Origin of the sequence: Pseudomonas sp. S09G 359, assembly GCF_002843605.1 — a bacterium.
Classification (GTDB): domain Bacteria; phylum Pseudomonadota; class Gammaproteobacteria; order Pseudomonadales; family Pseudomonadaceae; genus Aquipseudomonas.
Genome location: NZ_CP025263.1, coordinates 3368333 through 3390536, shown reverse-complemented (window position 1 = coordinate 3390536; position 22204 = coordinate 3368333). Strand labels below are relative to the sequence as shown.

Sequence of the window (22204 nt, the reverse complement as noted above, 5' to 3'; positions counted from 1 at the left end):
TTCTGAAGGTTTTGCCTAGCCTGCGGGTTTCACGGCGCAGGCACCAGCATCATTGACGCGGGGAATAATTCAATCTACGACCCACCAGCGCGGCAGCAACTGGCGCACCCGCGCCTCGCCGAAACGGTCGTCGATCAACAGCACCACGCCGCGGTCGTGCTGGCTGCGGATCACCCGGCCCGCGGCCTGCACCACCTTCTGGATGCCGGGATACAGGTAGGTGTAGTCGTAGCCGGCGCCAAAGATCGCACCCATGCGCGCTTTCATTTGCTCGTTGACCGGGTTCAGTTGCGGCAAGCCCAAGGTGGCGATGAACGCGCCGATCAAGCGCGCGCCGGGTAAATCGATGCCCTCGCCGAAGGCGCCGCCGAGCACGGCAAAACCAATACCCTGGCTGTGCTCGGTGAACTGGTCGAGAAAGGCCTGGCGCTCGGCCTCGGCCATACCGCGCGACTGCTGCCACAGCGGGATCTGCGGGTAACACTCGGCCAGCAGTTGCGCCACCTGTTGCAGGTAGTCAAAGCTTGAGAAAAACGCCAGGTAGTTGCCCGGTTGTTGCGCGAACTGGCGAGCGATCAGTTCTACGATGGGCGCCAATGACGCCTGGCGATGCACAAAGCGCGTCGAGACTTGATCGACAATGTGCACCTGCAATTGCTCAGCCTTGAATGGCGATTCCACATCGATCCACGCCGTGTCCGCTGGCAGGCCCAACAGATCGGCATAGTAATGACGCGGGCTTAAAGTCGCAGAAAACAGCACGCTGCTGCGTGCGGCGGTCAAGCGCGGGCGGATGAACTCGGCGGGCACCACATTGCGCAGGCACAGGATTGAACTACTGCGCTTGCCACTGAACTGGCGCTTGCTGATATCGAAGATGAAGTGTTCATTGAACAGCTCGGCCACCTTGGCAAACTGCAGCGCTTCAAAGTAGAAGGCTTGCAGATCACCCGCCAGCGCCTCGGGATGGTCATTGAAGTAGTCGCCCATCGCGCTGGCGCACAGGCTCAGGGCCTGCAGCAGTTTTTCCGGGCGCGCAGCATAGGCCTGGTACGGTGCCAGCTGATCCTTGTGCAGCGCATTCCATTCGCGATTCAGGCGCTGCAAGGGTTTCTTCAAGGGCTCGGGCGCCATCTCGCGCAGGGTTTTGAGGCTGTACTGGTCGAGGCTCGCGCTGTACATCGAACGAGCGCGTTCTACCAGGTTGTGGGCTTCGTCCACCAGCACGGCGGCGCGCCACTGGTTAAGCTGGGCGAGGCCGAAGAGCATGGCGCCAAAATCGAAATAGTAGTTGTAGTCGGCTACCACCACGTCGGCCCAGCGCGCCATTTCCTGGCTCAGGTAATAGGGGCACACGTCATGGGCCAGGGCCACGTCGCGCAGATTGCGCTGGTTCAGCAGGCGCACCTGTGACGCGGCGATCCGTGCGGCGGGCAAGCGATCGTAGAAACCCTTGGCCAACGGGCAGGAATCGCCGTGGCAGGCTTTGTCCAGGTGTTCGCAGGCTTTGTCCCGCGCCACCAGCTCCAGCACCCGCAGTTGCAGCTCGGGGCTGCTGGTAAAGAGCACCTGGGAGGCATCGAGGGCCAGCTTGCGCCCGGGCGTCTTGGCGGTAAGAAACAACACCTTGTCCAGTTGTTGCGGCGCCAGGGCCTTGAGCAACGGAAAGATCGTGCCGATGGTTTTGCCGATGCCGGTGGGCGCCTGGGCCATCAGGCAGCGCCCGGTGGAGGCGGCCTTGTACACCGACTCGGCGAGGGCGCGCTGGCCGGGGCGAAAGTCAGCGTGGGGAAAACTCAAGGTTTGCGCGGCAGCGTTGCGCGCTTCGCGGTGCTGCATTTCCTGTTGGGCCCAGCCGAGGAACAACGCGCATTGCCTGTTGAAGAACGCTTCCAGTTCGGCCGCCTGGAAGTGTCTGTTGAGCTGTGTTTCGCCTTCGCCGACGATGTCGAAGTACACCAGCGCCAAGTTGATTTCCGTGAGGCCGAGCTTCTGGCACATCAACCAGCCGTACACCTGGGCCTGGGCCCAGTGCAGTTGTCGGTGGTTGGCCGGCTGGGCGTCGAGGTCGCCGCGATAGGTCTTTACTTCTTCCAGGCGGTTGGTGTCGGGGTCATAGCCGTCTGCCCTGCCGCGCACCTTGAGCTGCTGATACTCGCCGTCCAGGGCCACTTCATGTTGATAGTGCGCACTGCGCCGCGAGGCAACGGTGCGATGGCCGGCAATGCCTTCCTGAGCGCTGGGCGATGGCGTGAAGCGCAGGTCCAGGTCGCCGACCTTGGCCGTAAACTCACACAGCGCGCGTACGGCCACGGTATAACTCAAGCCGGCTGCTCCGCCCAGCGCACATAGCAGACAGTGACCGGCATCTGGTATTCGCCGCAGAACTCCAGCCAGCGCAGCTGGTTGTCTTGCAGGCGATCGCCGGGGCCCTTGACCTCGATCATGCGGTAGGTCTTTTGCGCAGGCCAGAACTGGATCAGGTCCGGCATACCGGCGCGGTTGGCACGGATGTCCAGCAACAGCCGTTCGAACCAGTGGCGCAGGTGTTCGGCGGGCAGGCAGTCCAAGGCCTGGTCCAGTAGCTCCTCGGTGAGCAGGTTCCAGAATACGAAAGGCGACTGTATGCCCCATTTCTCGGCAAACCGCTGGCGGATGCTGGTCTTGTAGCGCTCATCCTGCAGTTGCTCGAAACACGCGGCAAACAGCGGTGCGCGCCGCGAATGGAAGTCTTCGCTGTGCAAATCCGCCGGCCCACGCTGGAACGGGTGGAAAAACGACCCCGGCAATGGCGCGAAAATCGCCTCCCAGCACAGCAGGCCGAACAGCGAGTTGATCAGGCCATTTTCCACATAGTGCACCGGCGCCTCGGGTTCGCTGAGGTGGGCCTGCACGCAGTATTCCACCGATACCAGCGGTTCGAGCAAAGCGATTTCCAGGTCAATGCGTGTGACGGGCCGGGGCTTGGCCTTGGGCATCGCCGGCTCACCGAGCTTGCGCCGCAGGCGTGGCAACACCCGCTGCAGGTGCTGTTGCTCGGCGGGGGTTTCCGGTGCCAGGTACGCGGCGCTCGCCAGGGCCATCGCCTGGGCGTAATCCTCCTGGCGTTCCAGCACGCGGATCAACCGCGCTCGAGCGCCGGGGTAAGCGCAGTTGCGGTAGATCTGCTGCGCCAGGGCCAGCTCGGCGATGCGCTCGCAATGCTGGCCGATCTGGAATAACAGCTTGGCCCGGCGTTTTTCCAGCCAGGGGTTGTCCGTATTCAGTGTTGCCATCCGCGTCAGCACGTCTTCCAGCGCTTCGCCGCTTTCAAATGCTTGCTGGCACTGGTGCAGGAACAGGTAGCCGTGCACATCATCACGGCTGCGCAAACCACGGGATTCGGCGCAAATGTCGACCTTTTCATAGGTGTAGATGCCCAGGTCGGCCAACACAAACTCGGACCAATCCTGATACAGATTGCCGAAAAACATCAGCCGCAGGCGGTCGCACAAGTCCATGATGGTGAGGCTGTACAGGCTGTCGGCGAGGTCGGGGCACCACTCGGCAAAACTGCGCTGCTCGGTGAACTGCGCGGCCAAGCCGTCCAGCCAGTCGGCTTTATTGCCCTTGGGCTGGTCGATCCAGGGTTTGAAGGCTCCCAGCAGCTCGCTCTTTTGCAGCAAAGCGAAGAGCACTTCAAATGGCAGCGGGCAATGTGCCTCAACCCAGCCCTGCGTCAACAACGGTTCGGCTGCGGTATGGGCGCAACCGATCTCTGCGTAATTGAGTTTGCCCGCACGAAAATGCACGCCCTTGCGCATGACCATGCGCACCAGCAAGGCCTGGGAGGCTTGCGGCAACCTGTCAAATTGCTGAATGAAATGCACTTCTTCAGGATCAAGCAGGTCGGCATAGCGTTGCCCCAGCCAATGCAGGACCTGGCGGAAGTTATGCAGGTAATAGAGCGGGTCTTCGAGGGGGTTGGCCATGGTACGCAAGGATCAAATACTGGTTATGTATACAGAGTGACGACGTAAAAGCCTTGTTGCAATCGGTAATGGATAAATGGCGCAGGCAACTTTCTGGATAAAAGTGATCAGATGGGTGAGTCGATGGCGTAACATTTGTGGCCCGCGCCCATGGCGTGGGATTTTTCAGGGTTAAAGGTAAGGGTTATGAACATGAAGAATTTGGGTCTGCCACTGGTTGCACTCACTTTTCTGCTATTGGCCGGTTGCGCGACGCAAACCGTAGTGACACTGCAAAACGGCACGCAGTATTTGACCAAGGATTCCCCAAAAACCAAGACCGCCGACGGTTTCTACGAGTTCACTGACATTGCCGGCAAGCGCATCCGCGTCAAGGCCGACGACGTCGCCACCGTACGCAAAGAAGACTGATTCAGCCAATCAAATGTGGGAGGGGCGGTGCGACGACTCGACTAGCCCCCTCCCACAGGTTTAACCGATGATAATCCCCTCCCCCGTCAGCCCAACCACCCCCACCAACGTCACTGTATCCGCGCCGAAGCTGATCACCGTATCCGAGCCGTGTTCGCGCACGTCCATATTTCTCTGCACATCTTTAAACACCAGCGTGTCCGTGGGCTGATAGCCAATCACCCGGTCCTGGCCAAAATCGCCGCTGAACAACAAGGTGTTATGCCCGCTGTTGTCGCGAATCGTGTCATTACCCTTGCCACCCTCGATAAAGTCCGCGCCCTTGCCGCCCTGGATCAGGTCGTTGCCGTCGCTGCCGATGATAAAGGTCGGGCCCTTGTGCGGCTCGGCATTGCGGTTGAGGTCCTGCACCCAGGTGTTGGCCCGGGCCGGGTCGGACAGGTTGGCGACGATAATCGTGGCGTCGCGGGTCATCTGCTCATAGAACCCGGACTCCAGGATGCGCGTCATGCCGTCGCCATAACCGCTGGGCAAATGCGAAATCCAGGTTGGCAGGTTGGTGATGGAAAACGGCAGCACATTCCACAGCGTCGACGCGTAGTGGTCGTTGAAGCTGACAATATTGTCGGTGGTCGAGGCATGGGGTGTGTCGTGCACGCCCAGGGATGACCAATTGAAGGATGAGCCATCCAGCGCGCGAAACACCGGGTCGTTTTCATAGCCGACATTGAACACCTTGTCGCCGGCGCTCTGGGTCGGCGAGGCGTAGGCCACGTAGTGGGCATCCTTATAGAAACCCGCCCATTGGCTGCTGCTCAAGTCGGCCATGCTGTTGACAGCCAAGCCGCCCAGGCTGTGGCCGCTGACCAACACGTCCGCACCGCTCAGGCCATGGGCGGTGGCATAGTCGGCGACGTTTTTGAGCAAGCCGCCAAAGGCTTCACCGGCGTAGTTCCGCGCATAATCCTTGGGCCCCAGCGCTGCGAGCAGGTCGCTGACCAGGTCGCCGATGGAATCGCTGATCAAACTTTCCCGTGGGCCGGAGGTGCCACGAAAGCCAATGCCGATTTCCAACAGTTGGCCCGCGTCATCGTACTTGCCCAGCACCTCGACCTGGGCCGTGGTGTAGCCGGCCTTTTCACCAAAGAACGTGCCCCTGGCGTCAACCTTACCGGCGTAGCCCAGGGCGCTGGCGCTGATGGGCGTCCAGCCGGCTTTTTGCACCGCGTCGAGGGCGGCTTTTTCCGAATCGGGGTTCCAGGGGATACCCGGAATTACACCCTGTGAGTCGCTGCTGCCGAGCAGCGCACCGACCAGCGTGGCCGGCAGACCGAGACCCAACCCGTTGTGCTGATAGCCCACGGCAAAGCCGTTATCCAGGTTGTGGTAGGTATACAAGGTGATCGCCATGGCATCGGCGAACAGCACTTTGGAGCCCTCGGCCCCGAAGTTTTTATAGTCAAACACACCCATGGTATTGCCTCTTTTGTTATTGGTCGAAGAAGCGAATCAGTGCGGTGTCGGGCCAAAGGCCTCGTCCACCTTGGCCAGGTCGGTGTCACGCAGGTTGCCGGCGTAGTAATGCAATTTGGTCCAGGCCATCAAATAGTCGTAGCGCGCCTGGGCCAAGTCGCGACGGGTGCTGTAGAGCTGCTGCTCGGCGTTCAAGGCATCAAGGTTGACGCGCTCGCCACCGAGGATGCTTTGCTTGGTCGACACCACCAGCGCTTCCGCGGACGCCAGGGCCTTTTGATAAGCGCGCAATTTGCTCACCCCCGACAGGCACGCGCTGAACTGCCGGCGCAGCTCGATCAGGGTTTCGCGGGTCTTGCCTTCCAGCTCGTACTCGGCCTGCTCCATGGCGCGGCTGGCCTGGCGCGTGGAGGCCGAAATACCGCCACCGGCGTACAGCGGCAGGCTGACCTCGACACCAATGGTATTGGTGTCATAACGCTGGTTGTAGGTGTTGCCGCTGTCAGACTCCTGCTGGCGCGAGCTGGCATAGGCGGTGACCTTGGGCAAATGCCCGGCACGGTTGCGCTCCACTTCAAAACGCGCCACTTCCAGCGCCTGGCGTTGGGACGCGAGCGTGGGGTTGTTGCTGATCGCCAGCTCATGCCAAGTGTCGAAGTTGGCCGGTGCCAGGGTGAACGCGGCGAAACCCTGGTTCAACGGCGCAAGGTCATGGATGTCGACGCTCTGCACGCCAATCAATGCGCCCAGTTCACGTAGCGAAGCATCCTGCTCATCCAGCGCCTGGATCTCTTCGGCCGTGGCCAGTTCATAGCGCGACTCGGCTTCGAGAATATCGGTGCGCGTGCCCTCGCCCTGCTCGAACAGGTGCCGGTTCTGCTGGAACTGCTGCTCGAATGCCTTTTTCTTGGCGCGGGCAATGTCGATCTGGTCCTGGGCAAACAGCGCCTGGGTGTAATAGCTCAGCACCCGCACCAGCAGCGCCTGGCTCTTGTCGCGAAAGCTTTCATCGGCGAACAGTGCCTGGGCCACGCCCTTGCGGTAGTTGGCGTAGGCCTCGTAGTCGAACAGCGGCTGTTGCAGGCTGAAGGTCGAGCCGTAGCTGTTGTAGTTGCGGTCGTCGTGGTAACTGCCGCCGCGCCCGTCGGGCAAGGTCGCCTGGGAGTTGTTGCGGCCCTTGTTGTAGTTGTAGGACAGCTTGGGCAACAGGCCAGCGCGGCCGATAGCACGGTTTTCCAGGCCGGCGTCGCGCGCCTTGAGGGCGCCGAGGAATACCGGGTCGTTGCGCAGGGCCTGCTCGTACACATCGAACGGGCCCATGGCCGCCTGGGCATTGGCGCTGACCAGCAATAAGGCGATGAACACAGGTTTCATGCTCATTCCTCGGTCAACGCGGAGCCGGCGCGATCCAGCAGCGGCTTGAACAGGTAATTGAGCAACGACCGCTCGCCGGTGCGCACGAACATTTCGGCGGGCATGCCCGGCTTGATCACCAGGCCCTGGAGTTTCTCCAGCGCCGCTTCGCTCACCGTGGTGCGCAGCACGTAATACGGCGCGCCGGTCTTCTCATCCAGCATCTGGTCGGCGGAAATCAGGCTGACCTCACCCGGCACACGCGGGGTGCGGCTCTGGTTGAAAGCGGTGAAGAGGATATCCACCGGCAGGTGCGTGCCGACCTTATCCACCAGGTGCACCGGCAGATGCCCCTCCACTTCCAGCTGGGTGCCCTGGGGCACAATCTCCAGCAGGGTTTCACCGGCGCGCACCACGGCGCCCTCGGTATGCACGCTGAGGTTGACTGCAATGCCATCAGCCGGGGCGTTGATGTCGCTGTGTTGCAGGTCGAAGCCGGCCGAGGTGAGTTGCTGCTCCAGGGTCAGGCTGCGCAACTGCGCGTCGGCGAGCTGGCTGCGTACCTCCTTCTGGTATTCCTCACTGTGCTGTTGCAATTTCAGCCGCGATTCAAGGATGCCCTGCTCCACCCGGCCACTTTCACCGGTGTTCTGCGCCAGGTCCTGTTGCACCTGGGACAACTGGCGTTGGTATTCCATCAGCCGGTTGCGCGGGATGTAGCCGTTGTCGGCGAGGGGTTGCAGGTTGGCCAGTTGGTCGCGCAGGGATTGGGCCTGGGCATTCAAGTCGCTGCGGGCACGGCGCATGCCAGCGAGTTGCGCGGCGGCGCCGTCGATATTGGCGCGGATGCCCCCCTGCTCACGGGCAAAGGCTTCGCGGCGGCTGCTGAACAACTGGCGTTGGCCTTCCAGCACCAGCGCCAGGGCTGGCTCGGGGTTGGCGCTCAGCTCAGCGGGAAAGCGGATGCTGGCGTGGTTGTCACGCTCGCTCTGCCAGCGGGCCACACTGGCCCAGGCCATGCGGTACTGGGCTTGCAGGGATTGTACGTCGGCCTGGCTCTGGGTCTGGTCGAGACGAAACAATGGCTGGCCCTGCTTCACCGCCTCGCCCTCCCTCACCAGTATCCGGCTGACCACGCCGGGGCTGAAGGTTTGCACCGCCTTGCGTTTGCCCGACACCACCACCGTACCCTGCACCGGAATGCCTTGGTCCAGTGGCGCCAGGCTGGCCCAGAGGAAAAACCCACCGGCGCCGAGTACCGTCAGCCACCAGCCCAAACGCACGAAAAACCCCGCGTCGCGTTGCTCAAAAGTGATGCTGCTCATGCGCCTGGATTCCTTCCGGCTTGATACTGACGACTGAAACTCACCCCGGTCTTTTCCTTGGGCGCCTCCTGCTGGCCGGACAACGCGCGCAGCACCTCCTGGCTCGGCCCGAATGCCTGCAAGTGCCCTTCGCTGAGGACCAGCAGCTTGTCGGCCTGGGCCAGTGCCGAAGAGCGGTGAGTGACCAACACCACGCTGCTGCCCTGGGCCTTCATCTGCACGATGGCGCTGGCCAGTGCGGCTTCGCCGACGGTATCGAGGTTGGAGTTGGGTTCATCCAGCACGATCAGGCGCGGCCCGTCGTATAACGCACGGGCCAGTGCCACGCGTTGTTTCTGCCCGCCGGACAGGCCGCCGCCGTTGTCGCCCAGCAGCGTGTCGTAGCCTTGGGGCAAACGCAGGATCAATTCATGCACACCGGCTTGTTGTGCGGCCTGCACCACTAATGCCGGGTCAGCCTGGCGAAAACGCGCGATGTTGTCGGCGATGCTGCCGCTGAACAGTTCGATGTCCTGGGGCAGATAGCCGATGTGCGGGCCGAGGTCGTCGCGGTCCCAGCGATGGATATCCGCACCGTCCAGGCGTACGGTGCCGGCCAGGGTTGGCCACACACCCACCAGCACCCGGGCCAGGGTCGATTTGCCGGAGCCCGAGGCGCCGAGCACGCCCAGCACTTCGCCAGCGCTAAGGTTGAAGCTGACCTGCTGTAGGGTGGCCAGGCGCCGCCCCGGCGGGCCCGCGCTGACCTGTTCGAAACTAACCTGGCCCTTCGGCGCCGGCAGTTTCATCGGCGCACTGTCCGGCGGGCACTCGCGCAGCAGCTCATCCAGGCGCTGGTAAGCCAGCTTGGCCGAACTCCATTGCTTCCACACCGCAATCAACTGGTCGATGGGGCTGAGCACCCGGCCCATCAGGATGGAACCGGCGATCATCATCCCGGCGGTCATATCGCCCCTGATCACCAGCAGCGCCCCCAGCCCCAGCACCAGGGATTGCAGGCACAGGCGCAGGGACTTGCTCAACGCGGTGATCACCGAGCCGGTGTCACTGGCAGTGTTCTGCAACCCCAGGAATTTCGAGTGCACGGCAAACCAGCGGGCGCGCAACGCGCCCAGCATGCCCATGGCCTGGATGGTTTCGGCATTGTGCAAATGGCTGGTGGCCAGCTGGGTCGATTGCTGGGAGTAACCGCTGGCTTCGCCCAGGGGCTTTTTGGTCAGGTACTCATTGAGGCACGCCAGGCCAATCAACAGCACCGCCCCGGCGGTGGCCAACACGCCAAGCCAGACGTTGAAGAGGAAGATCACAAACAGATAGATGGGAAACCACGGCGCATCGAAAAACGCGAACAGTGCCGGTCCGGTGATGAATTGGCGAATATGGGTCAAATCCCCGAGCGACTGCCCGGCATGCCCCTGGCCGCGCTGCAGGTTGCGTTCAAACGCGGCCTTGTACACGCGCAAGTTGAAACGCCGCTCCAGCTGGCTGCCGATGCGGATCACGATAAAACTGCGAATAACTTCCAGGGTACCAATAAACGCGAAGAACCCCACGACCATCAGCGTCAACATCACCAAGGTGGTTTCATTCTGCGAGGACAGTACACGATCGTACACTTGCAGCATGTAAATCGAGGGCACCAGCATTAACAGGTTAATTAATGCCGTGAAGCAGCCAACACTGATCAAGATACTCTTATATTCACCCAGCGCTTTGAATAAAGGCGCCACGGCAGTGGGCTTGGCCATCTCTAATGATCTTCCTTGAACCAAACGACGCGCAATAGTTGCCCCGGCCCCTGATGCGGGGCGGCCAACTAATAAATACCGGTTTAACGCTAACTAAGGCACGCGCTGCAATACAACTACCGCGCCGGACGGGGTACGCCCCTGGTATTCACCTTCTTTCTGCCGATTCAAATGGGTAATGCCGCTGCCTTCGGCGTTCATCAGCCAGATGCCATCGGGTGTCGGCGACCAGCTCAGGGGTTTGTCCCCCAGCCATTGCGCAACACAGGCCACATCACCGCCCAGGGCATTCGCCGCTTCCAGCAGGTCCACGGCACATACCTGGCCTGCCTGGTGCAATTGCCAGTGCCCGGCCAACTGGGCGCTGGTGGGTAAAACAAGACTGCTCGCCATGACGTGGGCTCCTGCCGACACGAACATCACCTGCAAAACGCAGGCGATCAAGTTGAAAAAACGCTGCATCTTTACGCTCCCTGGGCAAAGCGCGGCGCCGAAACGCCGCGCTCTTGCATCACGCCACGATGTCGCTGACCGCCGCCTGGCCTACGGTGGTGACGAGGAAATCCGCCACGCCGTGCCCGGAAAAGTCGACTGCCAATGTCCCCAGGTTGCTGCCTGCCGCGTAGGTCAGCACCGCATCGCCGGCATGCCCGGTGAACGCGTTGACGAACGTCAGGCCTGCGCCTTTGGTGATGCCGCTGAGGTCGATCTTGTCCGAACCGGAGGTAAAGTCAAAGATCTTGTCCGCTGCACCCGGCTTGGAGTCAGAACTGGCGCCGAACACAAAGGTGTCGTTGCCGGCGCCGCCCCACAGCTGGTCTGCACCGCCACCGCCGTAGATCAGGTCATTGCCGGCGCCGCCCTTGATCACGTTGGCCGCATTGTTGCCGATAATCAGATCGTTGCCCGCGCCACCGAAGGCGTTCTCGATGGTCACGCCCTTGGCGATGGACACGTTGCCGACCAGGCCGCCAACGTCGGAGAACGAGGCCTCATTGAGGTTGATCTTCTGGTTCTGGGTAAAACCCGAGAAGTCGAGGGTGTCATTGCCGCCACCGTCCCAGACCGAGAACACCAGCTTGTCGGCGTTGGAGGTGGCGCTGAGGAAATCCCGCCCGGTGTTGGAATTGAAGCCGTAGGTGGTGTCACCGGCACGGGTGTTGTAGTTGGCGCCGTAGAGCTTCTGGATCGCCGCAATATCGTCGATCAGCGGCCCGGACGCATAGGCCTCGACCCCGCCTTTGCTGAAGTTCTGGTTGGTGTTGCTCTCGCTCCAGTAACTCATGAGGCTGTAGCCGCGCGTGTCCTGTCCATAGGTCGCGTCGTTGTAGGTCGGGTTGCCATTGCCGGCGTTGTAGTCGCCAGGGTGGGCCAGGCCGAGGGTGTGGCCGATTTCGTGGGTGAGGGTCTGCCGGCCGTAGTTGTTCAAGTCCGGGGTCTTGTTCGGCGTGTAGCTGCTGTTGGTCAGGTACCACGAGGTGCCGTCGTAGCCCGCGCCGGTGCCGGGCAGGTAGGCGAAGGCCGCAGCGCCGTCCTGGCCACCGCTGTAGTTGCCGAAGGTCATGTGGCCGTCACCGCCGCTGGCTTTCTCGGTGAAGGTAACATTGGCCACATCGGCCCAGGATTGCATGGCCAACACGGCCTGGGCTTTCTGCTGGGCGTTGAACTGGCTGAACCCGGAGATGCCATGTTTGTTCATGGTGCTCGAGGAGGCCGAGGTCAGGAAGGTGTAGGTCAGATCGATCTTGCCGTTGCCATCAGCGTCCCGGTAAGCGGCACCGTCACGCAGCAGCTGGGTTGCTGCCTGGTCGACGGAGTAGGACGGCTTGCCATTGACCGTGAGGTTGCCGCCACGGTCATACAGATGGCTGAAGCTATCGATTTGCGAATAAGCGGTGCTGGCTTGCGCCGCCGACACGATAGCCTTGTCTTTAACTTTTGACATAAACGTACTTCCTTGTTTGCAAGTGCATCAGTCTTTGATCGATAGGAACCCCGCGGGCGAGATCGTCCTATCACTCGCCTCTTTTGAAGGCGTAAGAAAACTGACACAACTTGAAATCATTCGTCTACATCTATTTGCGCGGCAAAAACATGCTGCGCAAATAACATCAGGAAGTACGAGGCCGTATCTATTGGGCGCCTTCAATTTTGTCCGACAAAAGACAGCGGGACTTATTTAAATATTAAATAGAGGTAAAGCCGCCCAAGTTGGGCGGCCTAGTTGAATAATGGATCCAATATATTGTCACGGTGTCATTAGCAACATTAAACAGCCACTACGGCTAATATAATTACAGTTGCCCCCGATAACCGGGACACCCATGTTATTTGTGGCGAGCGGGCTTGCCCGCGTTGGGGCGCGAAGCGGCCCCAGCAAAGACCAATGCGGTTTGTCAGGTAAACCCGGTGGCAGGTCTCGGGGCTGCTGCGCAGCCCAACGCGGGCAAGCCCGCTCGCCACACAGAGCCACGCCCTTTCTTCAGCGGCCGGTACGGATGGTGTTCCACACTCGCGTACGGATCCGGTCGATATTCAACGGCATCGCCTCCAACGCGAACAACTTGCCCATCATTTCCGGGCTCGGGTACACCTTGGTATCCGCCTTGATCGCCGGGTCCACCAGGCTGTCGGCGGCTTCGTTACCGTTGGCGTAATGCACGTAGTTGGTGATGCTGGCCATCACTTCCGGGCGCAGCAGGTAGTTCATGAACGCGTAGCCGGCTTTTTCGTCGGGCGCGTCGGCGGGCATGGCGACCATATCGAACCAGATGGCGGCGCCTTCCTTGGGAATGTTGTAGCCGATATTCACGCCGTTCTTGGCTTCCTTGGCGCGGCTTTCAGCTTGCAGGATATCGCCGGAGAAACCGACGGCCACGCAGATATCGCCGTTGGCCAAGTCCGCGGTGTATTTCGAGGAGTGGAAGTACGCCACGTAAGGCCGCACTTTCATCAGCAGGTCTTCGGCCTTCTTATAGTCCTCGGCCTTCTTGCTGTGGTGCGGCAGGCCCAGGTAATTCAACGCGGCAGGCAGTAATTCGGGGCCATTGTCGAGGATCGCCACGCCGCATTTTTGCAGTTTGGCCATGTTCTCGGGCTTGAAGATCAGGTCCCAGGAATCTACCGGAGCGTTATCACCCAACACCGCCTTGACCTTGTCGATGTTGTAGCCAATGCCGGTGCTGCCCCACAGGTACGGGAAGCCATGGGCATTGCCAGGGTCATTGTTTTCCAGGGCCTTGAGCAATACCGGGTTGAGGTTTTTCCAGTTGGGCAGCTGGCTCTTGTCGAGCTTTTTGAGGGCGCCGCCCTGGATCTGCCGGGCCATGAAATGGTTGGACGGGAACACCACGTCGTAACCGGATTTACCGGTCATCAACTTGCCGTCCAGCGTCTCATTGCTGTCGTAGACGTCGTAGGTAAAACCGATGCCGGTTTCTTTCTGGAAGTTCTTGGTGGTGTCCGGGGCGATGTAGTCCGACCAGTTGTAGATTTTCACCATCTCGGCGGCCTGGCTGAGAGAGGCCACCAACATCAAGGGCAACAGGGCAATGGCTTTCATGGTTCGATTTCCTGGCGGTTATAGGGCTGTTTTTATGGCAGGCGATCAAGGATCAAAGCGTTACAGAATCAATACGTAGGTCTTGCGCACGGTTTCCTGGATATCCCAGATACCGGTGCTATTGGCCGGCAACATCAGTGCATCGCCGGCTTCTATGTGAACGATTTCACCGCTGTCGGGGGTGAAGGTGCAGCGGCCCTGGATAAAGTGGCAAAACTCCTGGGATTTGATCTGCCGACGCCAGCGGCCCGGGGTGCATTCCCAGATGCCGGTTTCGACGCCGTCATTACGCTCCACGCTCAGGGTCGAGGCCACGGCGACTGGCTCGCCCAAGGGCACGGCCACCGGCGATGAGTCCGGCAGGTGGGCGTTCAGGGTGTCTTTGAATTGAGTGATGCTCATGGGTTTTCCCGTGTGAGTGAAACGACTTACTGCATGAACCCTTCCATGAACCCCGCCACGCCAGTCGCCAGCTTGCGGCGCCACGGCGCGCTATTGGGGTTGGCCAGCACTTGGTCTTCATGGACAAAACTGCGGATGATCGCGTTGTAACCCAGCCAGCGGCAGGGCTCGGGCTCCCAGGCCTTGAGCGCGTCCAGGCCGCGCTCGCGGATGACCCAGGGTTGTCGGGTCAACGGTGTATCGCGGCCCAGGATCAGGTCGGCCAGGGTCCGGCCGCCCAGGTTGGTGGCACCCACGCCCTCCCCGCCATAGCCGCCGGACAAGGCGACGCCGGTGTTGTTATCGCAGAGCATGTGCGGTCGGAAATTACGCGACATGCCGAGGTTGCCGCCCCAGGAATGGGTAATCCGCACGTTCTTAAGCTGTGGGAAGAGTTCACCGAACAGGTAGCGACGCAGTTCCACCTCGCTGTCGGTCAAATCAAAGTTATGCCGCAGCTTGCCGGCGAACTGATAGCCACCCCGGGCACCGAATACCAGGCGGTTATCCGCCGAGCGTTGGCCGTAGGTGACTTGGCGGCTGCTCTCGCCAAAGGCCTGGCCGTGGCTCAGGCCAATTTCATCCCAGGTACTGGCCGGCAATGGCTCGGTGGCGACAATCAGGCTTTGCACCGGCAGTTGAAACCGGCCCAACGGCGGCAAGGTATTCGCATAGCCCTCCACTGCGGGCACCACCCACGCGGCACGCACGCCGGCATGGGCGGTGCGCAGGCTGCCGGACTGCCAATGGGTGACCGGGCTGTTTTCATAAATCGTCACGCCCATGCTTTCCACCACCCGCGCCAGGCCACGTACCAGCTTGGCCGGATTGATCGTGGCAACATGGGGTGCATAGATACCGCCATAGGGCTTGGCGATGCGGATCTGTTCAGCCAATTGCTGCGGGCTCAGCCAACGGTAGTCGGCCTCGGTGAGGCCCTGGGCATGGAGTTTGTCCAGGTAGCGGCGCAGGCTGCCTTCCTGCTCGGGGTAGCGCGCGGCACAGTACAGCGCGCCGCCTTTGCGGTAGTCGCAGTCGATGCCTTCACGGGCCAGCACCTCGGCCACTTCGTCAGGGATAGCGTGCAGCAGGTCGTAGGACGCGCGGCGTTGTTCGGGCGCCAGGCCGGCCAGCAGGCGGTCTTCACCGAGCAGGTTGCCCATCAGCCAGCCGCCGTTGCGGCCAGAGGCACCGAAACCTGCGGTTTGCGCCTCGATGATCACGATGTTCAGCTCAGGCGCCTGGCGTTTCAGGTAATAGGCGGTCCACAGGCCGGTGTAGCCGGCGCCGATAATGGCGACGTTGACGTCCAGGTCATGGGCCAGCGACGGCCGTGCCTGCAGCGGGTCGTCCAACTGGTCCATCCATAAACTGATATTGCGCCATGCTGGCATGCCAAGCTCCCCTACCACGTTGCGATAGGGGGGATCCTAGAGCGCAGTGTCAGGGGCTGTCTTGCGCGCGTGCACGCAGGGAAATTTGTTTAACGTAGGCCTTGGGCGATTGGCCCGTATGCTGGCGGAACGCACTGTAGAACGCCGACAACGAGTTGAAACCGGCGGCGAAGGCCAGGTCGTCGACCTTTATCGGCGGCACGGCGCTGTCCAGCGCCGCGAGCAAATGCTGGAGCCGTGCGTGGTTGACGTAGCGATAGAAGCTTTGCCCCAGCACCTGGTTGAGCAAGTAGGAAATCTGATTACGGCTGTAGCCACATTCCCTGGAAACCCGTTGCAGGTCCAGCTCCGGGTCCAGGTAGGGTTGCTTGAGTTCGAAATACTGCTGCAGGTCATTGGCCATATGCCCCAGTTGCTGGGGCGACAGGCCGAGTCGGCTGACCGTGGGCCGCGATGCCTGGGCGGGCCGTTCATGCACCAGGGACGCGTATTCATTGACCCGCCAGATCAGCCCGTCACGCACAGTGATGGCCTCGCTGGTGCGAAACGACACCAGGCCCTGGCTCCCCCGCAAGGTGATGCGGTACTGGATAAACGCCGTGTCGCCATCGGCGCGGATACGGTCGGTGTGTTCAATCGCCTCGTCGGCCTCACGGGGCATGCTGGCTTGCAGGTACGCACGCAACTCGGCGTAGTCGATGACACGGTTCTGGAAGAAATCGTGGTACTGGATGTCCGGGTGGTAGTAGGACATCACCCCTTCGAGGTCGCGATGACGCCAACACAGGTGGTGGCGCAACACCAGGTCGCCCGTGGCTTGGGTGTGCTGGCAATCATCGTCTGGGGCGATGTCGGGCATGGACGGCTCTGCGGCGGGTAAACCTTGGAGATTGCCGAATTTTATCGGCACGTTCAATCACAGATTGGCGGTTCGGACTAATGGCCTTTTGCCTGGTTTTTTCCGAGGACATGACCTGCATCAAGTTAATCAAAAACAACTGCCGAACGGAGCGAAAAAAGTGCGCTCGGGGCTGCGAACGAATGCTATTTTTAGTGCTCCGACGCCACGACCAGTGACGGTCATGGCCCCCTGCCGCGAGCTAAAGGAAGCGCTCAATGAACAAGGTGGGCAAGATGAACAAAGTGACGTTCCCCAACGCCTGCCAGCTGATGCGCTGGCATTTTCATCCGATGGGTTTTGAGGGCAGCATGGATGCGCCGGGCAGTATGGTCGCCCGCCTGTTCGACCGCGCCAGCGGTGAAACCCTGATCGCGATCGCCGGCATCCCGTGCGCCACGGTGATGAACGCCGCTGATGTGGAACGTATTATCGAGGCGGTGGAGGATGAGTTGGAATGCTTTGTGCCGCCGCTATCGTTGCGGGCTTGAGCACGATTCAAAGTGGGAGGGGCAAGCCCCCTCCCACATTGGTTTCAGTAACCTTCAAGTACGCCGGTCGTCGAAGAACGCTTTTTTGCCATCCACCCGCTCCGACGCCTTCGGCACATTCACCGCCTGGCCTTCGGGCTTCTCCACATACCAATAGCAATGGCTGACCGCCCGGGTAATTCCGACATAGGCCAGGCGCAACACTTCGTCCTTTTGCGCGCTGTCATAAGGCTCGCTGTCGCCGTCCTTGCCCAGGCCCGCCATGCGATAGACCTGGTTCTTGTAGGGCGAGCTGGTCATGTGTTGGCAATCCCCAAGCAGAAACACTGCATCCGCTTGCAGGCCTTTGGCGCTGTGATAAGTCAGTTGCTTCAGGCGACGCGCTTGAGGCGGCAAGCTAGAATCTACATTAACTACAGACTGAATATGCTCTTGAATCAATAGCTTATCGCTACTTTTTCGATACAGCATCAACACCGAGTCACCCTTCTGATAGTGCTCCAGCAATTGCCGGCCCAGCGCGGCATCATCTCGCTCTTGCACCACCACCGGCACCAGCGCCTTGGGAATGCCACTGGCCTTGGCCTTTTTGCCAGGGATAGCCGGGGCGGCGCGCACGATATGCTCGGCCGCATCGATGACGTGCTGGTGACTACGGTAGTTCTCACCGAGCATCACGCGTGTGGTGCTCGGCGAAGGAAACTCCTGGTTGAACTCCATAAAGTACTTGGGCGAACTGCCGCGCCAGCCGTAGATAGACTGCCAGTCATCCCCCACGCACAGCAGCGAGGAGCGTTGCGCGCCACGGCCCACGTGCATCGCCGGGCCGCGACTACGGATTTCGCGCAGGCTGGCACGCAGCCACGAGACAATCTGCGGCGAAACGTCCTGGAACTCATCGATCATCAGGTGTGACATCGGCCGCAGCAGCGGGTCACTGAGCAGCTTGAGGTTCTCCGGGGTGTTTTCGCCAAACAACGAGAACATCCGGTTGTAGGTCATGATCGGCGGGGATTGGTCGAGCAGATGGTCTTCCAGGGCTTTCCAGAAGATGCTCAGGGCTTCAAAGAAGAAACGGTCCGGGTCGTCCTTGGCGAAACTCATCTGGCCAACGGCGGTTGGCACGTCGAGCCCGAGGTTTTCGATAAAGCCGGCTGCGGCGACGAAACTGTCCAGCAGCGGCGCCGACGCCAGTTCGCCCTTGACCTTGTAATCAAAGCCGGGACCGGCGCTGGCATCACCGGCCAGGCTGCTTAAAAGACGTCTTGATGAGTCGTAACTATCTAACCATATCAATGGCTTACGACAGAAAGCTTGAAACAGTGTGCGCTTTACCGCCCACTCTGCGCGCACCGACAGTTTTGCATTGGGGCGGCTGACCTGAGGGTTTTCCCGCGCATCGAAGCCCAGCACCACCCACGCGTCCAGCTCAGGGATGTAGCCGTGGCAATGAAACTGCGCGCCATTGATCTCGAAGGTTTCGCGGCTTGGCTCAATGCCTTTGATCGGCCAGGCGCCGGCGCGAAACCACAGGTCTTCGATCACATCGCACAGTTCTTCATCACGTTTGGCGGCCAGTTCGGTCACCGCTACGCGCTTCTGCACGTCCGGGTGGTCGCGCTCCAGCTCCCGGAGTTGCAGGCCCTGGCGGGCCAGCGGGGTGATCAGCTCGCGAAAACGCGCATGCTGGCCATGCAACCGGTGATAACAGGCGTTCATCTGCTGGCGCTGGGCGTCGCTGATGCGCAGGTCAAACGGATTGCTGTCGGCTTCTTCAACGCCGCTGCTGAGGTTCTCGAAGGCTTGCAGGCGCTCAAAACCCGGCAAGCTGCGCACCATCGGCAGGATACGTGAGTGAAAGGTACGCACCACCGCCTGAGCCTCTTTGAGACCAAGGGGTTGGCCCCACAGGCTGAGAATTTCCATGAGCTTGTTGACGAAGTCTTTGCGCGACTCACGGGTAAAGGTCACCACCGTCATCGAGCTCAGTTCAAAGCCGAGGTAATGGGTGAGCAGCAAGATACGCAGTACCAGCGAGGTGGACTTGCCCGCACCGGCGCCGGCGATCACCGACGTCGAAGGTGTATCGCTGAAGATCATCTTCCATTGTGCTGCGCTGGGCTGGGCCTGTGCCGGCAGCAGGCGGGCCACATCGGCCTTGATGCGCTTCTTGATATCGGCGCTCAGCGGCAGGCGCCAATCATCGAACAGGCTGTCATCCACGCCAGGCGCACGGTGCTCATCCGGGCGAAAGTCGCGAATCAGCAAGACCTGCCGGCCTTCTTCGATGCCGTCTGCCTTGCCTTCACGGTAACCGTATTCAACACCAGCCTCATGGCCACTGCGAAAACCGTCGGCTTGCCCATGCAACCAGGAAAACCGGTGCTGGGCGCGCAGGCGCGTCAGGCCGTGGCCGAACAGGCGCGCGGCAAGGCGCTTGAATAGCGGCATGTCTGCCAGGGGGCGCAGTTCGGGAGGCAAATCTGGCTTTTGTTGCGGCACGCGGACTCCTGCGATGAGCTGGGTTTCAACAAGTGCGCCATGGTCGCCGGAATCGACGTTCAGTTCCAGCCAATTGCTTTGCTGTCATGCAGTTAGGCGATGAAGTGAAAGTCAAAACGCCAGTAACCAATCTAATCGGTCGATAGGAATTAGGCACTTTTTACGCTTTTTATCGATCATGGGCTATTGGATGATAGGTGCATCAACAGGAGGCAATCATGCTTGAACTTCGACCTTTCAACTCTTTGGGCGGCGCCCACCATGGCTGGCTTGACGCCCATCACCACTTTTCATTTGCCGAGTACCACGACCCCAAGCGCATGCACTGGGGCAACCTGCGGGTGTGGAACGACGACATCATCGCCCCTGGCACCGGCTTCCCGCAGCACTCGCACCGCGACATGGAAATCATCACCTATGTGCGTGAGGGCGCCATCAGCCATGCCGACAACCTGGGCAACAAAGGCCGCACCGAGGCCGGCGATGTACAAGTGATGAGTGCTGGCACCGGGATCGCCCATAGCGAATACAACCTGGAGGCCACGCCGACCAAGATTTTCCAGATCTGGATTATCCCGAATGAAGCCGGGCTGCCGCCGTCCTGGGGTGCCAAGCCATTTCCACAGGGCGACCGCGAAGGTTTTGTAACCCTGGCCAGCGGCAAGGCCGGTGACAGTGAAAGCCTGCGTATTCGCGCCGATGCACGCCTGGTGGCGGCCAACCTGAAAGCCGGGGAAAGTGCCGAATACCGGCTGGACAGCGGGCGCCGGGCGTATCTGGTACCGGCCACGGGCGTGATTGAAGTCAATGGCTTGCGTGCGCAGGCTCGAGACGGGGTTGCGGTGGAGGATGAGCAGGTATTGCGGGTTACCGCGATTGAAGACAGTGAGATTGTGTTGGTCGATCTGGCTTGATCTCAACCCTGACCAATAACAACTGTGGGAGGGGCTTGTCCCCTCCCACATTTTTACATCAGGGTGTCAGTTATTCCGAAATGGCGCCGTCTACCAGCACCTGTGCCTCTTCCACCAGCTGCTTGAGGTGATCTTCGCCAATAAAACTTTCGGCGTAGATCTTGTAGATGTCCTCGGTGCCCGATGGCCGTGCGGCGAACCAGCCGTTTTCGGTCATCACTTTCAAGCCGCCAATCGCCTGGTTGTTGCCAGGCGCGTGGCTGAGGATCTGCTGGATGCTTTCGCCGGCCAGTTCGGTGGAGGTCACCTGCTGTGGCGACAGCTTGCCCAGCAAGGCTTTTTGCGCCGGGGTGGCCTTGGCATCGACACGAATGGCGAAGGGCTCGCCCAGCGCGTCGGTCAGCCCACGGTAGATCTGGCTGGGGTCCTGGCCTTTGCGCGAGGTCATTTCTGCCGCCAGCAAGGCCGGGATCAGGCCGTCCTTATCGGTGCTCCATACAGTGCCATCCTTGCGCAGGAACGAGGCGCCAGCGCTTTCTTCACCGCCAAAGCCCAGCGAGCCTTCGAACAAGCCATCGGCGAACCACTTGAAGCCCACCGGCACCTCATACAAGCGGCGACCCATGCGTGCGGCCACGCGATCGATCAGGCCGCTGCTGACCACGGTCTTGCCCACGGCCGCGTCGGCGCGCCAGTCAGGACGGTTCTGGAACAGGTAGTCGATGGACACCGCCAGGTAATTGTTCGGCGCCAACAGGCCGCCGGACGGGGTAACGATGCCGTGGCGGTCGTGGTCCGGGTCGCAGGCGAACGCGACGTCAAAGCGCTCCTTGAGGCCGATAAGGCTTTGCATGGCGTAGCTGGAGGACGGGTCCATACGGATCTGGCCATCCCAGTCGACGCTCATGAAGCGGAACGTGGAGTCGACTTCAGTGTTCACAACCTCCAGGTTCAGGCGGTAGTGCTCGGCAATGGCCGACCAGTAGCGCACCCCTGCTCCGCCCAACGGGTCTACGCCCAGGCGCAGGTCGGCGCTACGGATAGCATCCATGTCGATGACGTTGATCAGGTCGGCCACGTAGCTGTTGAGGTAATCGTGACGATGAGTCGTGTCGGCCTTGAGCGCCTGGGCGTGGGAAATCCGCTTGACCCCGGCCAGTTTATTGGCCAGCAGCTCGTTGGCTTTGGCTTCGATCCACTTGGTCACATGGGTATCGGCCGGGCCACCATTGGGCGGGTTGTACTTGTAGCCCCCGCTTTGCGGCGGGTTGTGGGACGGGGTAATAACAATACCGTCAGCCAGGCCGCTGGTACGGCCACGGTTGTAGCAGATGATGGCGTGGGAAATCGCCGGGGTTGGCGTGTACTCATCGCCTTCGGCCAGCATCACGTGCACGCCGTTGGCGGCCAGCACTTCCAGCGCGCTGGCACCGGCGGGCGTCGACAGTGCGTGGGTGTCCAGGCCTACGAACAGCGGGCCATTGATGCCTTGGGCTTCACGGTACAAGCAGATGGCCTGGCTGATGGCGAGCACGTGCCATTCGTTGAAGCTCAGTTCGAACGAGCTGCCGCGATGCCCGGAAGTACCGAAGGCCACGCGCTGGGTGGAGATTGCTGCATCAGGCTGGCCGGTGTAATAGGCCGTGACCAGTCGCGGGATATCCACCAGCAACTGGGCTGGCGCCGGCTTGCCCGCAAAAGGACTGATTGTCATGCATAAA

17 protein-coding genes are annotated in these 22204 nt (G+C 60.9%); 3 read left to right on the top strand and 14 right to left on the bottom strand.

The window, feature by feature from the left end; translation table 11 throughout:
* Positions 1 to 69: 69 nt before the first annotated feature.
* Both CXQ82_RS15200 and CXQ82_RS15195 read right to left on the bottom strand, forming a co-directional pair.
* Positions 70 to 2325 carry an ATP-dependent DNA helicase gene (locus CXQ82_RS15200; RefSeq protein ID WP_101270340.1) on the bottom strand — a complete coding sequence of 752 codons (2256 nt, stop codon included), beginning with the start codon at positions 2323 to 2325 and terminating at the stop codon, positions 70 to 72.
* Complete coding sequence (locus tag CXQ82_RS15195) at positions 2322 to 3971, bottom strand: VRR-NUC domain-containing protein (protein WP_101270338.1); 1650 nt, start codon at positions 3969 to 3971, stop codon at positions 2322 to 2324. The genes CXQ82_RS15200 and CXQ82_RS15195 overlap by 4 nt, the downstream gene beginning before the upstream one ends.
* A gap of 186 nt (positions 3972 to 4157) precedes the next feature.
* On the opposite strand from CXQ82_RS15195, the gene CXQ82_RS15190 reads away from it, so the two are divergent.
* Positions 4158 to 4382, top strand: coding sequence for a YgdI/YgdR family lipoprotein (locus CXQ82_RS15190; RefSeq protein ID WP_101270336.1), 225 nt, complete (start codon positions 4158 to 4160; stop codon positions 4380 to 4382).
* Between the two features lie 60 nt (positions 4383 to 4442).
* Here CXQ82_RS15190 and CXQ82_RS15185 read toward each other — a convergent pair whose 3' ends face one another.
* From CXQ82_RS15185 to CXQ82_RS15140, 10 genes are all read right to left on the bottom strand, one after another.
* Positions 4443 to 5855, bottom strand: coding sequence for a lipase (locus CXQ82_RS15185; protein WP_101270334.1), 1413 nt, complete (start codon positions 5853 to 5855; stop codon positions 4443 to 4445).
* A gap of 36 nt (positions 5856 to 5891) precedes the next feature.
* Complete coding sequence (locus tag CXQ82_RS15180) at positions 5892 to 7229, bottom strand: TolC family outer membrane protein (RefSeq protein WP_101270332.1); 1338 nt, start codon at positions 7227 to 7229, stop codon at positions 5892 to 5894.
* A 2-nt stretch (positions 7230 to 7231) separates the two neighbouring features.
* A complete protein-coding gene (locus tag CXQ82_RS15175; RefSeq protein WP_101270330.1) occupies positions 7232 to 8533 on the bottom strand; it encodes an HlyD family type I secretion periplasmic adaptor subunit in 1302 nt (433 codons plus the stop codon).
* Complete coding sequence (locus CXQ82_RS15170; RefSeq protein ID WP_101270328.1) at positions 8530 to 10281, bottom strand: type I secretion system permease/ATPase; 1752 nt, start codon at positions 10279 to 10281, stop codon at positions 8530 to 8532. Before CXQ82_RS15170 ends, CXQ82_RS15175 begins: the two co-directional genes overlap by 4 nt.
* Positions 10282 to 10374: 93 nt before the next feature.
* Positions 10375 to 10743: a protease inhibitor Inh/omp19 family protein gene (locus tag CXQ82_RS15165; RefSeq protein ID WP_101270326.1), complete on the bottom strand. Its 369-nt coding sequence runs from the start codon at positions 10741 to 10743 to the stop codon at positions 10375 to 10377.
* Between the two features lie 49 nt (positions 10744 to 10792).
* Positions 10793 to 12226 carry a serralysin family metalloprotease gene (locus tag CXQ82_RS15160; RefSeq protein ID WP_101270324.1) on the bottom strand — a complete coding sequence of 478 codons (1434 nt, stop codon included), beginning with the start codon at positions 12224 to 12226 and terminating at the stop codon, positions 10793 to 10795.
* Between the two features lie 537 nt (positions 12227 to 12763).
* On the bottom strand, positions 12764 to 13843 hold the full coding sequence (locus CXQ82_RS15155) for a polyamine ABC transporter substrate-binding protein (protein WP_101270322.1): 1080 nt from the start codon (positions 13841 to 13843) through the stop codon (positions 12764 to 12766).
* A 60-nt stretch (positions 13844 to 13903) separates the two neighbouring features.
* On the bottom strand, positions 13904 to 14245 hold the full coding sequence (locus tag CXQ82_RS15150) for a cupin domain-containing protein (protein WP_101270320.1): 342 nt from the start codon (positions 14243 to 14245) through the stop codon (positions 13904 to 13906).
* A 26-nt stretch (positions 14246 to 14271) separates the two neighbouring features.
* Positions 14272 to 15678 (bottom strand): FAD-binding oxidoreductase, encoded by a 1407-nt coding sequence (locus CXQ82_RS15145; protein ID WP_101270318.1) that lies wholly within the window; start codon positions 15676 to 15678, stop codon positions 14272 to 14274.
* A gap of 49 nt (positions 15679 to 15727) precedes the next feature.
* Positions 15728 to 16537 (bottom strand): AraC family transcriptional regulator, encoded by an 810-nt coding sequence (locus CXQ82_RS15140; protein ID WP_101270316.1) that lies wholly within the window; start codon positions 16535 to 16537, stop codon positions 15728 to 15730.
* A 257-nt stretch (positions 16538 to 16794) separates the two neighbouring features.
* Between CXQ82_RS15140 and CXQ82_RS15135 the strand changes: the two genes are divergently transcribed.
* Positions 16795 to 17067 carry a DUF1652 domain-containing protein gene (locus CXQ82_RS15135; protein ID WP_101270314.1) on the top strand — a complete coding sequence of 91 codons (273 nt, stop codon included), beginning with the start codon at positions 16795 to 16797 and terminating at the stop codon, positions 17065 to 17067.
* A gap of 54 nt (positions 17068 to 17121) precedes the next feature.
* Here CXQ82_RS15135 and CXQ82_RS15130 read toward each other — a convergent pair whose 3' ends face one another.
* A complete protein-coding gene (locus CXQ82_RS15130; RefSeq protein WP_101270312.1) occupies positions 17122 to 19569 on the bottom strand; it encodes a UvrD-helicase domain-containing protein in 2448 nt (815 codons plus the stop codon).
* Positions 19570 to 19787: 218 nt separating this feature from the next.
* Here CXQ82_RS15130 and CXQ82_RS15125 point away from each other — a divergent pair, with 218 nt between their 5' ends.
* Complete coding sequence (locus tag CXQ82_RS15125; protein WP_101270310.1) at positions 19788 to 20483, top strand: pirin family protein; 696 nt, start codon at positions 19788 to 19790, stop codon at positions 20481 to 20483.
* A 70-nt stretch (positions 20484 to 20553) separates the two neighbouring features.
* Here CXQ82_RS15125 and pgm read toward each other — a convergent pair whose 3' ends face one another.
* Complete coding sequence (pgm, locus tag CXQ82_RS15120) at positions 20554 to 22197, bottom strand: phosphoglucomutase (alpha-D-glucose-1,6-bisphosphate-dependent) (RefSeq protein ID WP_101270308.1); 1644 nt, start codon at positions 22195 to 22197, stop codon at positions 20554 to 20556.
* Between the last annotated feature and the right edge of the window lie 7 nt (positions 22198 to 22204).

Bases quoted from the DNA above. Each gene is read 5' to 3' on its own strand.
- CXQ82_RS15195 (WP_101270338.1), bottom strand. From the start codon at position 3,971: ATGGCCAACCCCCTCGAAGACCCGCTCTATTACCTGCATAACTTCCGC.
- CXQ82_RS15190 (WP_101270336.1), top strand. From the start codon at position 4,158: ATGAACATGAAGAATTTGGGTCTGCCACTGGTTGCACTCACTTTTCTG.
- CXQ82_RS15185 (WP_101270334.1), bottom strand. From the start codon at position 5,855: ATGGGTGTGTTTGACTATAAAAACTTCGGGGCCGAGGGCTCCAAAGTG.
- CXQ82_RS15180 (WP_101270332.1), bottom strand. From the start codon at position 7,229: ATGAAACCTGTGTTCATCGCCTTATTGCTGGTCAGCGCCAATGCCCAG.
- CXQ82_RS15175 (WP_101270330.1), bottom strand. From the start codon at position 8,533: ATGAGCAGCATCACTTTTGAGCAACGCGACGCGGGGTTTTTCGTGCGT.
- CXQ82_RS15170 (WP_101270328.1), bottom strand. From the start codon at position 10,281: ATGGCCAAGCCCACTGCCGTGGCGCCTTTATTCAAAGCGCTGGGTGAA.
- CXQ82_RS15165 (WP_101270326.1), bottom strand. From the start codon at position 10,743: ATGCAGCGTTTTTTCAACTTGATCGCCTGCGTTTTGCAGGTGATGTTC.
- CXQ82_RS15160 (WP_101270324.1), bottom strand. From the start codon at position 12,226: ATGTCAAAAGTTAAAGACAAGGCTATCGTGTCGGCGGCGCAAGCCAGC.
- CXQ82_RS15155 (WP_101270322.1), bottom strand. From the start codon at position 13,843: ATGAAAGCCATTGCCCTGTTGCCCTTGATGTTGGTGGCCTCTCTCAGC.
- CXQ82_RS15150 (WP_101270320.1), bottom strand. From the start codon at position 14,245: ATGAGCATCACTCAATTCAAAGACACCCTGAACGCCCACCTGCCGGAC.
- CXQ82_RS15145 (WP_101270318.1), bottom strand. From the start codon at position 15,678: ATGCCAGCATGGCGCAATATCAGTTTATGGATGGACCAGTTGGACGAC.
- CXQ82_RS15140 (WP_101270316.1), bottom strand. From the start codon at position 16,537: ATGCCCGACATCGCCCCAGACGATGATTGCCAGCACACCCAAGCCACG.
- CXQ82_RS15135 (WP_101270314.1), top strand. From the start codon at position 16,795: ATGAACAAGGTGGGCAAGATGAACAAAGTGACGTTCCCCAACGCCTGC.
- CXQ82_RS15125 (WP_101270310.1), top strand. From the start codon at position 19,788: ATGCTTGAACTTCGACCTTTCAACTCTTTGGGCGGCGCCCACCATGGC.
- pgm (WP_101270308.1), bottom strand. From the start codon at position 22,197: ATGACAATCAGTCCTTTTGCGGGCAAGCCGGCGCCAGCCCAGTTGCTG.